A 13160-nucleotide genomic window follows, 5' to 3' on the forward strand; every position below is an offset into this window, starting at 1 on the left:
ATAGGCTCGCTGTCATCTGGTTTCGCCGGTCAAGCCGCTAGACCTGCGCTGCCGTGAGCCACGCGTCGAAGGCTCGGACGAAGCGGGCGTGGCTCTCCACCATTCCGGCTGGATCCTCAGGGACACGCAGAATGTGGTCGCCCGCCACGAGGAGTCGCTCGCCAGGAAGCGCCTCGAACACTTCCTTGTCCAGGAACGGATCGCTGGAGCCGATGACGGTGAACTGTCTGGCGGGATAGGTGGTCATCGCGTCCGCGAGCCTCGGCTCGGTCAGGAGCGGCGTGAGCCAAGCGGCGCTGTAGCCGCGGGAGCGAGCAACCGGAGCGGCCAAGGTCCCCAGCGACTTTCCGACCACCAGGATCTTCCCGCGGTAGCCATCGACTGCCGCATCGAGTTCCGCACCCACCCACGCGATTTCATCATCGACCGTCCAGCTGCCGCGGTCTGGTGGATCCCACCACACCTGCCGCACGTCCCAGCCGCGAGACAATGCGGTCTGAGCAGCAAAGAACAGCAACGGCCCGTCGGGGGTGTATTGCCTCCCCGGAAGGACGATGCACCGGCCGATAGACCTGTTGTCGGCGGCGAAGTCGACGTGTCGGGTCATAGCCACACCATCGCTGTCTCATCTGCTCGGGTCAACCGCGGTTCGAGGTCACAGTTTGGTTACGGCGGGCCGGGTTCTGTGGGTAACCCGGTCTACCGGGGTCTGGTTGTCGGTGCCTGGTGGTTGGCTATATTCATGCACCGGTTCGACAGCGGGGATGAGTGGTCGGGGATCGAGGACCTCGACGCCCGCGGCGTGCTCAGGGCCACCCAGACCGCGGTGGCCGCGCAACGACGCGCGGAGGTGACCGGGCTCCGGCTGGCCAGACAGTGGGCGGTCCTGCACGGCGAGCCAGCACCCGGCCAAGCCGGTGTCGCGGGCGGGGAGCAGATGATCCGCCTCGGCGGAGCCGGGACACCGCTGGTGCGGGAGTTCTGCCCCGCCGAGCTCGGGGTGGCCCGCGACCAACACACCACCGCCGCCCGCCAGCTGATCGCCGACGCACTCGACCTGGCCCACCGCCTCCCACAGTGCTGGGCCGCAGTCCAACAACTCCAAGGCGAGGTCTGGATCGCCCGCCGGATCGCCCGGCTCACCCACCGGCTGGACCCCGACCAGGCCGCGCTGGTCGACGCCGCGGTCGCGCCGGTGCTGGGCAGCCTGTCAGCCGGCCGTGTCCTGGAGCTGGCCGAGGCCAAGATCATCGAGGCCGACCCCGACTACTACGCCACCCAGCTCGCCCGCGAAGCCACCCGCCGCTGCGTGCACCTCTCCCGATCCTCCGACCACGGACTCCGCACCATCTTCGCCCGCCTCGACGCCGGCGACGCCACCTGGCTCGACGCCATAGTCGACCACGTCGCCGACATCCTCGCCACCGATGGCGACACCGGCACCAAGGACGAACGCCGCGCTAGGGCCCTCGGCTGGCTCGCCCGCCCCGCCGAACTCCTCACCCTCCTCCTCCAACACCAACAGACAGTCGAACAGGACCAGCCAGCCGACCCAGAGCCCGATTTGGAGCCAGAGCCGGAGCCGGATGGGTATCGGTCGCGGGCCACCGCGTTCCCCACCGACCTCCTCGACGCACTCCGCGGTGCCGACCCCGACCGGCTCCGCCCACCCGGGACCGTCCACGTCCACCTCACCCACGACGTCCTCGCCCAGCACGGTGGCCTGGCCAGGGTCGAGGATCTCGGCCCGATGCTGCTCGACCAGCTCGCCGGGCTACTCGGCCACACCCGCATCCGGCTCCAACCCGTCATCGACCTCGCCGACCAGGTCGCCGTCACCGGCTACGAACACCCCACCGCGATCAAGGACCGCGTCTACCAGACCACCGGCGGCGACTACTTCCCCTACGCGGTCTCCACCAGCCGCCACGTCGACTACGACCACGTCACCCCCTACGACAAGAACGGCCCGGCCGGGCAGACCGGCACCCACAACAGCGGACCCCTGACCAGGAGTCACCACCGGATCAAGACCCACCACCCCGGCTGGAAAGTCCGCCAACTAGGCCCCGGCACCTACCTATGGACCACACCCCACGGCCTCACCCGACAAGTCGATCCCACCGGCACCCACCACACCCACGACGACGACGGCCCCGACCCCTAACCCGATGTATCACCGGTGATACACTGAGCTGGTGGAGTCGGTGACAGTACGGGAACTGAGGAATCACGGGGGAGAGGTGCTTGATCGCGTCGCGCGCGGCGAGGTCCTCGTAGTGACTCGCGATGGGGCAGAGGTTGCCGAGTTGCGACCTCGCGCTCGTCGCAGCCCGTCGCCCGCCGAGCTCGTCGCCCGTCGCCGGACCTTGCCACAAGTGGATCCCGATGCGCTACGGCGGGACCTCGACTCTGTCTTGGATGCCACGCTGTGACGACAGCACTTGCTCGCGGGATGCTCGACACGTCCACGGTGATCCTTCTCGGACGGCTGGACGACCCTTCGCTCCTCCCGCAGGACTCTGTAGTCAGCGCAGTGACGCTCGCCGAACTGTCGTTGGGGCCCTTGGTCGCGACGACCGTTGCCGAGCGATCCGCCCGGCAGGCCCACCTTCAACAAGCGGAGTCCGACTTCGAGATGGTTCCGTTCGACGCTTCGGCGGCCCGCGCATTCGGTCGAGTGGCGGCGTCGTTGCGGACAGCTGGGCGCAAGCCCAGCGCTCGCGCCTACGACTCACTGATCGCCGCGACCGCCATTGCCGCAGGCGTCCCGCTCTACACCTGCAATCCTGATGACTTCGAGGGCATCGAGGGGCTGGATATCCGTCCCTTGCCGCACCCCGACGCGTGATCACCGCGGCACCGGCGTACGCGCTAGCCGTCCTGGCGGCGAGCCCGTGACGACGATCGCGGAATCCGAGCTCTACTGGTCACGCCCTCATGGCGGCGGAGGCACCGGTGTGCTCGTTCTGGCGGGATCGAGTGGTCGCCTCGACGTGGGCCGTGCCGACCTTCTCGCATCGGCTGGTGCCACCGCGCTCGCTATGCGGTGGTTCGGGGGCGTTGGGCAACCCGCGACGCCGTGTGAAGTCCCTCTCGAGGCCTTCATCCACGCACTCGACCTGCTCGCGGAGGAGTGCGACCGACTGGCGGTGCTGGGTCTGTCCTACGGTGCCGAGGCAGCGCTATTGACGGCGGTCCGCGACCCGCGGATCGACGCCGTGATCGCGTTGGCGCCGACGGATGTCGTCTGGGAGGGGCAGCATCAGCACGATGCCGATCCGCGGCGCAGCAAGTGGACCTGGCGCGGCGCTCCGGTGCCGTTCGTCCCACTGGACCGCGACTGGGTGCCTGACGAACCGATGCCCGCATTCGCTCCGCACTACGAACGCAGCCGTACGGCGACAGGCGCCGCCGCTGTTGACGCCGCCCGGATCCCCGTCGAGCGCTTCATCGGCGAGCTGGTGCTGGTGGCGGGGGGCGATGACCAGGTGTGGCCGAGCGTGCCGGCCGCCCGGGCTATCACGGCGCGCCGGGCGACGTACGGTCTGGACACGGTCCTGGTCGAAGATCCAGCGGCCGGTCACACGATCGTCCTGCCGGGGGAGGTCGCGTCGGACTCCGCGCGTCCGTACCTCACCGGAGGCAACCCAGCCGCCGCGGAGCGGTTGGGAAGGCTTGCGTGGCCGGGCATACGGCACGCATTGAAGCTGACCTAGAGATCGAACCGCGGGAGAGACGGCCAGCGATGGCTGTGGGCTCGACATCACATGATGGCATCCAATCAGATTGGCTGATGCTATGCTGTCAACTATGAGGACCACCGTGACGCTTGACGCGGACTCAGAGCAGATCGTCCGGGAGCGCATGCAGCGCGACGGCGTGTCGTTCAAGCGTGCATTGAACGACGCCATTCGCTCGGGCGCCACGGACACGGGGCGCCCGCCACGACCAGACTTCGTGACGAGTTCGGTCGCGCTGGGACGACCGGCCTTTGGACTCGATCGAGCACTCCAACTCGCGGCCGAGATCGAAGATGAGGAACTCATCAGCAAGGCGAAGGCCGCCTTGTGAAACTCGTTGACGCCAACGTGTTGATCTACGCCTTCAACACCGACGCAGACCGTCACACCGAGGCGAAGGAGTGGCTGGATGCCGCGCTGTCTGGTGCCGCGACGGTCGCCTTCGCATGGTTGCCCTTGCTGGCATTCGTCCGCTTGACCACCAAGGCCGGTATCTTCCCCAGCCCAGTGAGCACCGAGGTAGCCATGACTCAGGTCCAGGACTGGCTCGCCCAGCCGAGTGCTCAACTCGTCCAACCCACCGTGCGCCACCCCTTCGTCCTCGCCGAGCTGCTGCGAGAGAGCGGTGCGACCGGCAACCTGGTCAGCGATGCCCATCTGGCTGCGCTCGCGATCGAACATCGGGCGCACATCGTCTCCTACGACACCGACTTTGAACGCTTCGCAGGCGTTCGTTGGGAGCGGCCAAGCAGTGCACCATGACCCCGCTCCCAACGTGGGGATGCCACTGGGCATTCGTGCGGCGACAGTGGACCGCGACGAGGCGTGGGTCGCCGACCGCGGGCATCGCATCAGCGGTTTCGTGGTTCTGGTTCGCCAGCCCGATCACCTACTGCTGGAGCCGAGGATCCTCCACCTGAAGAAGTACACCCTGTTCGATCATGACGGCGTACTGGTCGACACCGAGCAGTGGTACTTCAAGGCAAGAGGAGATCGGTTGACCACGCGGGAAGAACCGGTCCTCAGGGTAGACATTCAGATATACTTCTTTCCACATCTAGATATCTGGAGCGGTGATGACGAAGACTCTGATCGACGTGGACGAGCAGTTGATGGCAGCGGCAATGGCCGCAACTGGCCACGCCACGAAGCGAGCCACGGTGACGGAAGCGTTGGAACAGGTCGTCCGCAAGGCGCATGCGCTGGAGTATCTGGAACGGCTTCAGGTGGGCATCGCGCGTGATCTGGATGACCCCGACGTGGTCGCGCAAGCGCAGCGATGAGGCAGTTGTACCTGATCGACAATTCTGTGACACAGCGGATCCACCGTGCTCCCGCGGTTGCGGATGTGGTGGCCGGGTTGCTCGCGACCGGCGAGTTGGCCAGTTGTCTTCCGCAACTGCTGGAGGAGTGCTACTCGGCTCGGAGCGGCGCAGACTATCGCGTGATCCTCGACGACAACCGGGGGAGCAAGGTGTTCCTCCCGCCGGACGAGGAGGTTGCCGACACTGCTGTGAAGCTCCAAGGGCTGCTCTTCGCCGCAGGTTCCGGACGCGCGGTGGGAGTCAGCGATCTCCAGATCGCGGCAACGGCGTTGCGACACTCCACCGAGACTCAAGTGGTCACGATCGTGCACTACGACGCCGACTTCGACCACCTGGCGCGAATCTGCCCCGACTTGCGAGCGCGCTGGATCGTTAAGCCGGGCTCGGTCGCCTGATGCTCGGCGGGCGGAGAGTTCGGCGGCTCGGGCGCCGAGTCAGACGGCCCGTCCCTCGAGCACTGTCATCATGTCTGCCACGCGGAATCCAAGAGCCTTGTTCAAAGCAAGCATCGGAGTGTTGGCGACGGCCGTGTAGGTCTGCACCCAGCGGGCAGACTGAGCCTCGGGGATACTCATGAGGTTGCTGAGGTTGGCCACTTTCATGGCGCGGCCGATGCCACGGCACCGGTAGCCCCGATCTACGAAAGTGTCGTCCTGGGACACGACTTGGGAGCCGTGGAGCGACGCGAACATCTCGGTGTAGCCAACGCTCTTCCCGTCGACCTGCGCCAGCGAACGGACCAGAAGGTTTCCGTGGTCCCGGGTCCGCTGTTCGTTCTGCCGGACCGTTGCCACGTTAGTGGCCGCCGACGTGCGGGTGAGCTCACCCATCGGCACGTCAGCATCCATCCGGGTGACCAACGTGGCCCAGTCATCGACCAGTTCGTCCGGGCAGGGGCCGCACCATGAACGGATCTCGACGCCGACGCTGGGTTGGCCTAGCTCGACAAGCCGCTGAGGAGGTACGGGAAGGTCGAGGAGCTGTCGCCACTCTTGGTTCCCGACCGCCATTCCGTGCGCCCGCGCGAACTCGACACCTTCAATGCAGTACGTCTCGGCCTGGACCACTCCGGCCGCGCCGGCCAGCGCCTCGCGCACGGCGCCGGCCAATGCGCGCCCGATGCCTTCACGTCGCCGATCCTGGATGACGGAAATCTCTACCTCTGCGGGCTCGTCGGGGTCCACATGTGCCTCTGCTGCGCCGACGGGGAGATCATCGGCGATCGCCCATAGAGCGACGGACGTGCGTCCCGGCTTTGGAGACTGGAACTGGGCAACTGTGGCTTCAGGGCTGCGCCACCATGCGGCCTCCCGGCTCGCGTTGTAGCCGACTCGTAGCACTTCGTTCCAGGCGATCAATTGGTCCGCGTCTGCGAGATCAATCGGCTCAATGCGGAGTCCGGGGACACGACTTGATGGCATACATCGAGGGTGCCGCCCGGCCTGCGTCAGATTGAGTGAGACGCGCCGTACGGATGCGTCAACTTCAGTGAGACAGATCCTCGAATGCGTCAGGTTTAGTGAGACTGCGACGACTCAACTGAGACAGGACAAGGACAACAGGGGAGGAACCGCTGAGTGCCTGGGAGACGGACCCTTCTGCATGACTTGACATAATGTCGATTATCGGCGCCTAGTCGCCAGGTGTTGCAGGCGGCCTGCAGACGGAACTGTCGACAGGTCCCTACGATGAGGTCATGGGTGACACGACAACCATCCGGATCAGCCGAGACACGCACGCGTCGGTGACCCGATTGGCTTCAGAGCGCCACGAGACCATCGACCAAACAGTGAGAGTTCCGTCGTGTCATCAGTCTTCGGAGATGAAAGCATCACGCGGTCGTGTCTCGGACGGCGATGCCCTCCGCTCGCCAGGCTGCGAGTAGTCGTTGATCTCCCGACGCTGCGACGAAGTCCGCGTCGCTTGCCGCAACTGCGGCAGCGCAGTGTGTGGCGTCGTAGCCGCGAAGGCTGTAGGCAACCGCCAAGCTTGCGGCGTTCGACATCATGTCCTGGTCGAGTTCGACCACGTCGATGGTCGGCCAGAGGTCATCGAGGACGGCTCTGCCGTCGCTGACGTCTTGTTTGGAGACCCGACCCATCCGCTCAGCCATGGCGAGGGCGGCCACTGCCTCGACGTACGCAAGACGCGTCCCCGTGACCCTGTCGGCGCTGTCCCAAAGCTCGCCGCATGCCTCCGATGCAGGCTCGTCGATCAGCAGTGGCACAAGAGCCGAAGTATCGACGTAGAGGATCACCGACGCTGCTTCTCGACGAGGTCGCTGACGACTCCGGCGGCCTTGATCGGCGCAGGACGCTTGCCCTTCCGGCGCTTGGCTGGCGTCACCTTGCCCGCAGCGATCAGCTGCTCCAACTTGGTGGGAACCCCCACGGGGATGATTCGCGCAACTGGGCGACCGTGATCGGTGACGGTGATCGTGTGCCCCTCGCGGACGATCGCCAAGTGGCGGCTCAGGCCGTCACGGAGCTCGCGCACTCCGACGTCCATCACGAACCCCCTTTGTGGCGATATTAGAACAGTTGAATATCGCCATTATGCCAGGCAACTCATCTCACCTCAACATGTCGACTTTCCGCCAGACGGACACGTGGCTGCCGCTCGTGGAGAGGAATGGTGAGCCAATCCAGTCAGTCGATCGTGACTCGAGCTCGAGGCCGGCGATCTGCGCCATCAGATCGCACTCGGAGGGCCAGATGTACCGGAATTGACCGACTCCGTATCGGATGCCACCGTCGTCAGCCTTGTAGTAGTGGTGTGAGGCGCACGCCTGGGTCACCACGTCGTACGTGTCGAAGACGAGGTGCTCTTCCTCGAGGCTCATCGGAACGACCTCCTCCCCCGGCAATAGGCGCTGGATCGGCGGGACCCAGAGCTCGATCACGAACCTGCCTCCCGGGCGGAGGTGCCGCGCAGCGTTCCTGAAGCACTGCACCTGCTCGGCCTGCGTCCGGAGGTTGGAGATGGTGTTCCAGACGAGGTAGACGAGCGAGAACGCTCCCGCGCCAGGAACGACCGTGGTGGCCATGTCTCCGACCGTTACGGGAAGCTGCTTCTCACTCACCTTTCGCCGGAGTTGCGCCACCATGGGTTCGGACAGCTCGATCCCGCTCGTGGGTACGCCGCGCGCGGCAAGCGGAATCCCGACCCGGCCTGTCCCAATGGCGAACTCCAACGCCGGACCGCCCTCAGCCAAACGCTCGAGAAGGTCGACGGTCGGACCCAAGACCTCGGGTCTGAACTGGGGTGCGGCATCAGCGTCATACGTGGCAGCGGTCTCTTCGTCCCATATCTCGCTGCTGGTCATCCGTGCAGGGTTCCATCAAGGGCGAGTTCGTCGCCAGTCGGTTTCGCGCCGCCGAGCGGGGACGGAGAACAACACTGGCGCGTCAGAGACGGACGCACACCATGACACCGCTAGCAGCATCCAGGTGCGCCGTGATCCAATCCGGCCGGCGGCTCAGTGTGGCGACGAGGTCGTCCACCGCAGCCTGATGATCTGCCGGCCAGTCGGGCTGCGAACGTAGATCGTCGACGACGTAGAACCCTCCCGACTTGACCAGCCCCAGGGCCTCCTCGAGGTGGGTGAACTTGCCGGGCCATGTGTCGGCGAAGATCAGGTCGAACTCATCCGAGCGTCCTGCAAGCCACTCGCCGGCGTCGCCGATGATCCACTCGATCCGTTCGTCGTGGATCTCTTCCCGAGCGATCGCGGAGAGGGTGGCGTCGAGTTCGATGGTGACCAGGTGTGCCGTGGGATCCATTCCTTGGAGGAGGCGCACCGTGCCGAGACCAGTGCCCGTGCCAAGTTCGAGAATGCGGCCGCCCGGTTTGCTCGCGACCAATGCCGCCAGCAGATCACCAACGGCATCCGTCGACGACGCCTCGAAGCCGATCGCAGCCGATCTCAGCGCAAGCCGTTGGATCACATCGGCACTCACAGTCGCAATCCAACCAGGCCCACGGCGCAAACCGTCCGCGTTGCGGCAAGGACTATTCGAAGCCCTTCGACTCGCGACGCAATCGCCACTGCGGAAACTCTTCAGCCACCCAAGACAAACGAGCCTGCGGCTTCCCACCGACCCGATGGCTGCTCCGCCATGAGCGTGACGACAGACGTGAACGCGTTGATCGGCAAGTGAGATCGAAGCGACCGCTCGGCGGCGCGCATCGCATTGACGGGACCGTGGTCGGCGACTGTCAGGTGCGGCACCACATCATCGAACTCTCCGCCGTAGGGCGGGGACTCCGGGAAGGCCTCCGCAACCAAGCTCGTCAAGGACCTCAGAGTCTCATCGGCCTCGGAGGCGAGCCAGAGCACTTCTTCGCCGAACCACTCCGTGCGCACGAAGCTGTTCTCGAACGCGGGTACGGTCCCAAACAAGCTGCGGAGTCGATCCACGACGTCGTCGTTGATTCCCCCAGCAGGTGCGAAGGGAAAGAGGACCGTCACATGTGCGGGCATCCCCAAGTGTGCGACCGGGTCGAGCTGATGCCGAAACTCGGCCACGACCTGCTCAGCTTCCTCCACGAGGACGACCAAAGCATGCCGCGGCGTAACCACGTGAGCACCCTATGACCGACAACGCGGGCTTGGTCGGACGCCCGGCATCGAGCGGATCCTCAACTGAGCGGATCCTCAACTCCGCTCCCCCAGGAATCACCGGTAGGCGTCGGATCGGTGTACGACGCCGACCACGGTCACTCGACGGTGCTCGTCATCGATCCGATAGATCACGCGATAGGTGCCGCGTCGGGCGCTATAGCGGTCCGCCAACGGCGGGTGAAGCCGCTTGCCGACTCGGTGCGGATTGTCGAGCAGCGGTCCGATGATGAACTCAAACGCCGCGAACCCCACTGACTCCGGGAGACTCTCAGTCAACTGTCGTCGCGCTGTGGGCGAGATGACGAGTTCGAAGCGCCTCGGCGTCACACAGTCCGCCCACGCCGGCGCATCGCCCCGGCGAGTTCAAGCTCGGACTCCCCCAGCCCTGCTGCCAACTCGGCGTCGGAAGCAGCCAGTTGTCGGACGGCGGCCTCGTCGGACAGGATCGCGATGGTCTCTTCGAGAGCTTCAAGATCGTCTGGAGACAACAAGACGGCGGACGGATGGCCGTGGACGGTCACGGTGACTCGTTCGTGCTGGCCGCTGACCCGACTGACGAGTTCGGACAGATGCGCCTTCGCCTCAGCCAGCGACAGAACCTCACTCATGGTCACAAGTATGACTAGAACGTGCAGCAGAGACAAGGAGTTGCGCAGATAGGACGGCGCTCACTCCGCCGGTCTCCGACGCTCGTCCTCGCGTGGGTGTGGATCGTGCTCATGCTCGGAATCGGCCGCGAAGATCTTCTCGTAGAGGTCGTAGATGAACCATGCCTTCGCGTTGTTGTAGAGCAGGCGTCGCGGTCCTCGGGGTGGGTGCGCAGCCAATCGCGAAACATCCGGACCCGCTGAGACTCTTGTGCGCCCAGGGAGAAGATGTGCACGTTGCTGTCGGGGTCGGTGCCACGGACCAGTCGGTGCTCTTCCCATTCGGGCTCGCGCACGCGAAGCACAAATCCGGCGGCAACGAGGTCCGGGAGCCACGCGTCCTCGTCGGCCGAGTCGGCGACGGTCAGGTCGACATCGATCAGTGGTTTCGCCCACAACCCTAGGACGGCCGTCGAACCGACGTGCTCGATCGCCAGGGCCCGCTCCCCCAGGGCACCTCGGATCCTGTCGCTCACGCTCTCATACCACTTCGGCCAGTCAGGATCCGGGGCAACGACCTCGACCGGCACCGATGCCGGGGCACCCACCTCGAGCCGGGCGGCGTTGATCTCCTCCATCGAGGGTGTCTCGTAGGGCCTCCACAGTGGATGGGTGTGCACGCTGACGACCCTATGGCCATTCGTACCCGGCCTGCTCAGCACTCGAAGACCGGCCAGCAGATGTCGTTGCGCAGCCCCTGGTCGTCCAGCACGAGCTCTCGGATCGGCTCGGGGAGCTGGTCTCGCTGCCACTGACACTCGAGCCGGCCAGCGGTCTGACATGGGCCACTACGGCAGCTTGCCCAGCGGCGTACGCCGCATGCCGCACCGCTCCTTGCTTGTCCCGTGCTGCCGCCATGGCATGGCCACCAGCAAGCGGGACTCCGTCATCGTGATCTCGCCACGGGTCCACGCCCGGACCTTCGGGAGAATCATGGAGCCCCTAACGTCGCGACCACCACGCTATGCGCCATCAGGCTCACAGCGCTGGGCACCTTGGTCCCCTGCTCTTGCCGCGTGAGCCCGTCGTCGGCGATACGGTGGACGCTCTCGCGATGAAGGGGAGATTCCGTGTCCGGTTACCCCGTCTTGCTTCACACCGCAATCGACGCGCAGGACTGTCGAGGCTTGGCCGAGTTCTACCGGGAGTTGCTCGGGCTGCACTACCGGGATGGCGATGAGCCGCCGACCGACGGCGGCCTTGATGATGCCGACTGGTTGGTCTTGCTCAACGACAATGGCGACCGCGTGGTGACCGTGCAGGAGAAGAAGGAAACCGTGCGTCCGACCTGGCCGTCGGAACAAGTCCCGATCCAGATGCACATGGACTTCAAGGTGTCTTCGCCGGAGGAGCTAGAGAGGCATCGCGAACGCGCTGAGACTCTGGGAGCTCGATTGTTGTACGACCGCTCGGAGGACGAGGGAGAACCGCTCTATGTTCTCGCCGACCTGGCCGGACATCCCTTCTGCCTGCTCGTCCAGTAGGCCAGCCCAGCCACTCAAGTACAGGGGGCGATCTGGGCATTCCGCGGCCCCGTCGCGGCCGTCGACCAGCGCTGGCTGCCGCCACTGCGTCCTCACTGACTCGACCCAGTTCGGCGTCAACCCTCGAAGAGCGCCACGGTGCGCAGGGCAGAGTGGCGCGCGAGCACCTCGAAGTCTCGGTCACGATGCAGCACGGGCAAGTTCAACCGGAGGGCGGTCGCCGCGATCAGGCAGTCACCGAGGTTGCGGACCGTCTCGCCCGCACGGCGACAGGTGCGCTGCAGGCGTGCCGCACCCAGGCTGTCGGCCAGCGGGGCGAGGGGCTCGATCTCGAACGCCTCCAGCATTCGCTGGCGCTGGGCCGCGACGGCTTCATCAGTCGGTCCGCTGAGCAGCTCCAGCATCACCGTCTCCGTCACGACAATGCGGTCACCGGCTTCGATCATGGTTGCCAGCCGGTCGCCCGCTCGCGAAGGACCCGGGCGCAGGAACTCGATCCACACGGAGGTGTCAACGATCATTCCTCGGCTGCCCAGTCACTCTCGATCTCCTCGTTGGAGAGCTCAGCTCCACTCCCCCGCATCCCGAGCACCTGCTCGCGAGTCATCGGCTCCACCACGAGCTGTCGGAGCGCAAAGTCGACCGCACTCTTCTTCGACTCCAGGCGATACCGACTCATCACCGTAGCGACCAGATCATCGTCCAAGTCGATGTTCGTCCGCGTCATAACACCACAATACACACTGAGGTGTATTGGACAATGGTGAGATGGTCACGCCCCGCACCGTCGTCCTTGTCGAGGGCGACAGCGATCGTGTCGCACTGCAGACCCTGGCGGCGCGGCGGGGCCGCGACCTCGTGGCCGAGGGCGTCCGCATCGTCGCCATGGGCGGGGTGACCAACATCCGGACGTTCGCACGTCGATACGGACCCCTCGGCCTGCAACTGACCGTTGCTGGGTTGTACGACGCCGCCGACGAGGCGAAGGTCCGACGCGGACTCCTCGCCGCAGGCATGAGCGACGCCCTCACAGCGGAGGCGCTGCCGCAGCTGGGCTTCTACCAGTGCACCGTGGATCTGGAGGACGAGCTCATCCGCGCCCTAGGTATCCAAGGTGTGGAGGCCGTGATCGAGGCGGCAGGCGAGACCCGCTCGCTGCGCCTTCTCGCCCAGATGCCTGCCCAGAGAGGCTGGCCGCGGGAGGCGGTGCTGCGCCGCTTCCTCGGCGTGCGATCCGGACGCAAGACACGCTACGCCGCGTTGCTGGTCGGCGCACTCGATCTCGACCGGGTGCCGGAGCCGCTGGAGCAGCTTCTCGCGCGCGTTTGACCTAAGCC

At 65.7% G+C, this 13160-nt stretch carries 23 protein-coding genes; 10 read left to right on the forward strand and 13 right to left on the reverse strand.

What is annotated here, in order from left to right; all coding sequences use genetic code 11:
• Positions 1 to 37 precede the first annotated feature (37 nt).
• Complete coding sequence (locus QM714_RS04005; protein ID WP_415097813.1) at positions 38 to 607, reverse strand: hypothetical protein; 570 nt, start codon at positions 605 to 607, stop codon at positions 38 to 40.
• 135 nt (positions 608 to 742) lie between these two features.
• Between QM714_RS04005 and QM714_RS04010 the strand changes: the two genes are divergently transcribed.
• The 8 genes from QM714_RS04010 (at position 743) to QM714_RS04045 (ending at position 5463) form a co-directional block, all read left to right on the forward strand.
• Positions 743 to 2167: a hypothetical protein gene (locus QM714_RS04010; protein WP_415097815.1), complete on the forward strand. Its 1425-nt coding sequence runs from the start codon at positions 743 to 745 to the stop codon at positions 2165 to 2167.
• 40 nt (positions 2168 to 2207) lie between these two features.
• The gene (locus QM714_RS04015) at positions 2208 to 2435 is read left to right on the forward strand and encodes a type II toxin-antitoxin system Phd/YefM family antitoxin (RefSeq protein WP_415100963.1); all 228 of its coding nucleotides are present in this window, start codon (positions 2208 to 2210) and stop codon (positions 2433 to 2435) included.
• On the forward strand, positions 2432 to 2851 hold the full coding sequence (locus QM714_RS04020; protein WP_415097817.1) for a type II toxin-antitoxin system VapC family toxin: 420 nt from the start codon (positions 2432 to 2434) through the stop codon (positions 2849 to 2851). The genes QM714_RS04015 and QM714_RS04020 overlap by 4 nt, the downstream gene beginning before the upstream one ends.
• A gap of 46 nt (positions 2852 to 2897) precedes the next feature.
• The gene (locus QM714_RS04025; RefSeq protein ID WP_415097819.1) at positions 2898 to 3719 is read left to right on the forward strand and encodes an alpha/beta hydrolase; all 822 of its coding nucleotides are present in this window, start codon (positions 2898 to 2900) and stop codon (positions 3717 to 3719) included.
• A gap of 94 nt (positions 3720 to 3813) precedes the next feature.
• Positions 3814 to 4074 (forward strand): hypothetical protein, encoded by a 261-nt coding sequence (locus QM714_RS04030; protein WP_415097821.1) that lies wholly within the window; start codon positions 3814 to 3816, stop codon positions 4072 to 4074.
• Positions 4071 to 4505, forward strand: a complete 435-nt coding sequence (locus tag QM714_RS04035; RefSeq protein WP_415097823.1) for a type II toxin-antitoxin system VapC family toxin — start codon at positions 4071 to 4073, stop codon at positions 4503 to 4505. The genes QM714_RS04030 and QM714_RS04035 overlap by 4 nt, the downstream gene beginning before the upstream one ends.
• 314 nt (positions 4506 to 4819) lie before the next feature.
• The gene (locus QM714_RS04040; protein WP_415097825.1) at positions 4820 to 5026 is read left to right on the forward strand and encodes a type II toxin-antitoxin system VapB family antitoxin; all 207 of its coding nucleotides are present in this window, start codon (positions 4820 to 4822) and stop codon (positions 5024 to 5026) included.
• Entirely contained in the window at positions 5023 to 5463 is a 441-nt protein-coding gene (locus tag QM714_RS04045; RefSeq protein WP_415097827.1) for a PIN domain-containing protein, read from the forward strand. The genes QM714_RS04040 and QM714_RS04045 overlap by 4 nt, the downstream gene beginning before the upstream one ends.
• A gap of 39 nt (positions 5464 to 5502) precedes the next feature.
• Here the strand turns inward: QM714_RS04045 and QM714_RS04050 are convergent, their stop codons facing one another.
• The 10 genes from QM714_RS04050 to QM714_RS04095 form a co-directional block, all read right to left on the reverse strand.
• On the reverse strand, positions 5503 to 6426 hold the full coding sequence (locus tag QM714_RS04050; RefSeq protein WP_415097829.1) for a hypothetical protein: 924 nt from the start codon (positions 6424 to 6426) through the stop codon (positions 5503 to 5505).
• A gap of 473 nt (positions 6427 to 6899) precedes the next feature.
• Positions 6900 to 7325, reverse strand: a complete 426-nt coding sequence (locus QM714_RS04055; RefSeq protein WP_415097831.1) for a type II toxin-antitoxin system VapC family toxin — start codon at positions 7323 to 7325, stop codon at positions 6900 to 6902.
• A complete protein-coding gene (locus tag QM714_RS04060) occupies positions 7322 to 7576 on the reverse strand; it encodes a type II toxin-antitoxin system Phd/YefM family antitoxin (RefSeq protein WP_415097833.1) in 255 nt (84 codons plus the stop codon). Before QM714_RS04060 ends, QM714_RS04055 begins: the two co-directional genes overlap by 4 nt.
• Positions 7577 to 7640: 64 nt before the next feature.
• Entirely contained in the window at positions 7641 to 8393 is a 753-nt protein-coding gene (locus QM714_RS04065; protein ID WP_415097835.1) for a class I SAM-dependent DNA methyltransferase, read from the reverse strand.
• An 82-nt stretch (positions 8394 to 8475) separates the two neighbouring features.
• Positions 8476 to 9027: an O-methyltransferase gene (locus QM714_RS04070; RefSeq protein ID WP_415097837.1), complete on the reverse strand. Its 552-nt coding sequence runs from the start codon at positions 9025 to 9027 to the stop codon at positions 8476 to 8478.
• A gap of 101 nt (positions 9028 to 9128) precedes the next feature.
• Positions 9129 to 9617 (reverse strand): 2'-5' RNA ligase family protein, encoded by a 489-nt coding sequence (locus tag QM714_RS04075; protein WP_415097839.1) that lies wholly within the window; start codon positions 9615 to 9617, stop codon positions 9129 to 9131.
• A 129-nt stretch (positions 9618 to 9746) separates the two neighbouring features.
• On the reverse strand, positions 9747 to 9968 hold the full coding sequence (locus tag QM714_RS04080) for a type II toxin-antitoxin system RelE family toxin (RefSeq protein WP_415097841.1): 222 nt from the start codon (positions 9966 to 9968) through the stop codon (positions 9747 to 9749).
• A 47-nt stretch (positions 9969 to 10015) separates the two neighbouring features.
• Positions 10016 to 10300 carry a type II toxin-antitoxin system Phd/YefM family antitoxin gene (locus tag QM714_RS04085; RefSeq protein ID WP_415097843.1) on the reverse strand — a complete coding sequence of 95 codons (285 nt, stop codon included), beginning with the start codon at positions 10298 to 10300 and terminating at the stop codon, positions 10016 to 10018.
• Positions 10301 to 10314: 14 nt separating this feature from the next.
• Positions 10315 to 10959, reverse strand: coding sequence for a GrpB family protein (locus QM714_RS04090; RefSeq protein ID WP_415097845.1), 645 nt, complete (start codon positions 10957 to 10959; stop codon positions 10315 to 10317).
• 168 nt (positions 10960 to 11127) lie between these two features.
• Positions 11128 to 11274 (reverse strand): hypothetical protein, encoded by a 147-nt coding sequence (locus QM714_RS04095; RefSeq protein WP_415097847.1) that lies wholly within the window; start codon positions 11272 to 11274, stop codon positions 11128 to 11130.
• A 135-nt stretch (positions 11275 to 11409) separates the two neighbouring features.
• On the opposite strand from QM714_RS04095, the gene QM714_RS04100 reads away from it, so the two are divergent.
• Positions 11410 to 11823, forward strand: coding sequence for a VOC family protein (locus tag QM714_RS04100; RefSeq protein ID WP_415097849.1), 414 nt, complete (start codon positions 11410 to 11412; stop codon positions 11821 to 11823).
• 116 nt (positions 11824 to 11939) lie between these two features.
• Here QM714_RS04100 and QM714_RS04105 read toward each other — a convergent pair whose 3' ends face one another.
• Positions 11940 to 12344, reverse strand: a complete 405-nt coding sequence (locus QM714_RS04105) for a PIN domain nuclease (RefSeq protein WP_415097851.1) — start codon at positions 12342 to 12344, stop codon at positions 11940 to 11942.
• Positions 12341 to 12550, reverse strand: coding sequence for a type II toxin-antitoxin system VapB family antitoxin (locus QM714_RS04110; protein ID WP_415097853.1), 210 nt, complete (start codon positions 12548 to 12550; stop codon positions 12341 to 12343). The genes QM714_RS04105 and QM714_RS04110 overlap by 4 nt, the downstream gene beginning before the upstream one ends.
• A 41-nt stretch (positions 12551 to 12591) precedes the next feature.
• Between QM714_RS04110 and QM714_RS04115 the strand changes: the two genes are divergently transcribed.
• Positions 12592 to 13152 (forward strand): TOPRIM nucleotidyl transferase/hydrolase domain-containing protein, encoded by a 561-nt coding sequence (locus QM714_RS04115; protein ID WP_415097855.1) that lies wholly within the window; start codon positions 12592 to 12594, stop codon positions 13150 to 13152.
• Positions 13153 to 13160: the final 8 nt, after the last annotated feature.

It is taken from the genome of Nocardioides sp., from assembly GCF_047602075.1.
Classification (GTDB): domain Bacteria; phylum Actinomycetota; class Actinomycetes; order Propionibacteriales; family Nocardioidaceae; genus Nocardioides.

Bases quoted from the DNA above. Each gene is read 5' to 3' on its own strand.
- QM714_RS04005 (WP_415097813.1), bottom strand. From the start codon at position 607: ATGACCCGACACGTCGACTTCGCCGCCGACAACAGGTCTATCGGCCGG.
- QM714_RS04010 (WP_415097815.1), top strand. From the start codon at position 743: ATGCACCGGTTCGACAGCGGGGATGAGTGGTCGGGGATCGAGGACCTC.
- QM714_RS04030 (WP_415097821.1), top strand. From the start codon at position 3,814: ATGAGGACCACCGTGACGCTTGACGCGGACTCAGAGCAGATCGTCCGG.
- QM714_RS04040 (WP_415097825.1), top strand. From the start codon at position 4,820: ATGACGAAGACTCTGATCGACGTGGACGAGCAGTTGATGGCAGCGGCA.
- QM714_RS04045 (WP_415097827.1), top strand. From the start codon at position 5,023: ATGAGGCAGTTGTACCTGATCGACAATTCTGTGACACAGCGGATCCAC.
- QM714_RS04060 (WP_415097833.1), bottom strand. From the start codon at position 7,576: ATGGACGTCGGAGTGCGCGAGCTCCGTGACGGCCTGAGCCGCCACTTG.
- QM714_RS04065 (WP_415097835.1), bottom strand. From the start codon at position 8,393: ATGACCAGCAGCGAGATATGGGACGAAGAGACCGCTGCCACGTATGAC.
- QM714_RS04085 (WP_415097843.1), bottom strand. From the start codon at position 10,300: ATGAGTGAGGTTCTGTCGCTGGCTGAGGCGAAGGCGCATCTGTCCGAA.
- QM714_RS04095 (WP_415097847.1), bottom strand. From the start codon at position 11,274: ATGATTCTCCCGAAGGTCCGGGCGTGGACCCGTGGCGAGATCACGATG.
- QM714_RS04105 (WP_415097851.1), bottom strand. From the start codon at position 12,344: ATGATCGTTGACACCTCCGTGTGGATCGAGTTCCTGCGCCCGGGTCCT.
- QM714_RS04110 (WP_415097853.1), bottom strand. From the start codon at position 12,550: ATGACGCGGACGAACATCGACTTGGACGATGATCTGGTCGCTACGGTG.
- QM714_RS04115 (WP_415097855.1), top strand. From the start codon at position 12,592: ATGGTCACGCCCCGCACCGTCGTCCTTGTCGAGGGCGACAGCGATCGT.